Origin of the sequence: Agromyces binzhouensis (assembly GCF_004135055.1) — a bacterium.
Lineage (GTDB): Bacteria > Actinomycetota > Actinomycetes > Actinomycetales > Microbacteriaceae > Agromyces > Agromyces binzhouensis.
On record NZ_SDPL01000764.1, the window covers coordinates 1 to 699 of the forward strand.

The following is a 699-nucleotide window of genomic DNA, read 5'->3' on the forward strand; positions in this document are numbered from 1 at the left end:
CCGACGGCGGAGCGACCGCCCGCGCGGGGCGGGCGGTGTTCGTCGGCGTCCGCGGCGGGCGTCTCGGCGTCCGGAGCGTGCACCGCCTCGTCGCAGGCCTCCTCGAGGAGCTGCCGGGCTCCGGTCCCGCAGGACCCCACGCGTTCCGGCACAGCGCCGCCACGCACCTGCTCGACGGCGGTGCCGACCTCCGCGCCGTCCAGGAGTTCCTCGGGCACGCGAGCCTCGGCACGACGCAGATCTACACTCACGTCTCGGCCGAGCGGCTCAAGCAGACGTATCGCACGGCGCACCCGCGGGCCTGAACGCGTTCGGCGCCTCGCGTCACCCGGCCATGGGGAGGAGCACCGCACGCGGCACACCGCCGAACCAGAGGAGGGGCGAGACGTACTCGCCGTGCACCCGCACGCCGAGATGGACGCATCGGTCGTCGCAGTGCCCGCCGGTCGCCACGATCGCCACCGGATCGCCGGCGCGCACCGCTGCACCGGCCGCCACGCCGGCCGCGACCGGCTCGATCGAGCTGACGACGCCTCCGCCGTGATCGATCGAGAGCACGCCCCGCCCGGCGACCGGGCCGGCGTACGACACGACGCCGTTCGCCGGCGCCACGACCGGGTCGCCCGGCAGGGCCGCGACGTCGATCCCGCGGTGCCCCGCCGAGTACGGCGTCGGAGGGGCTCGGAACGGCGCGACGAC

The 699-nt window shown here is 76.4% G+C and carries 2 protein-coding genes; one reads left to right on the forward strand and one right to left on the reverse strand.

The genetic code is table 11. From position 1 onward, the window contains the following. The coding region (locus ESO86_RS18100) for a tyrosine-type recombinase/integrase (RefSeq protein WP_165308408.1) at positions 1-305 on the forward strand (305 nt) is incomplete at its 5' end. A gap of 19 nt (positions 306-324) precedes the next feature. On the opposite strand, the gene ESO86_RS18105 is transcribed toward ESO86_RS18100, so the two are convergent. Continuing rightward, positions 325-699, reverse strand: a 375-nt coding sequence (locus ESO86_RS18105; protein WP_165308412.1) for a M23 family metallopeptidase, incomplete at its 5' end; no start/stop codon positions are given.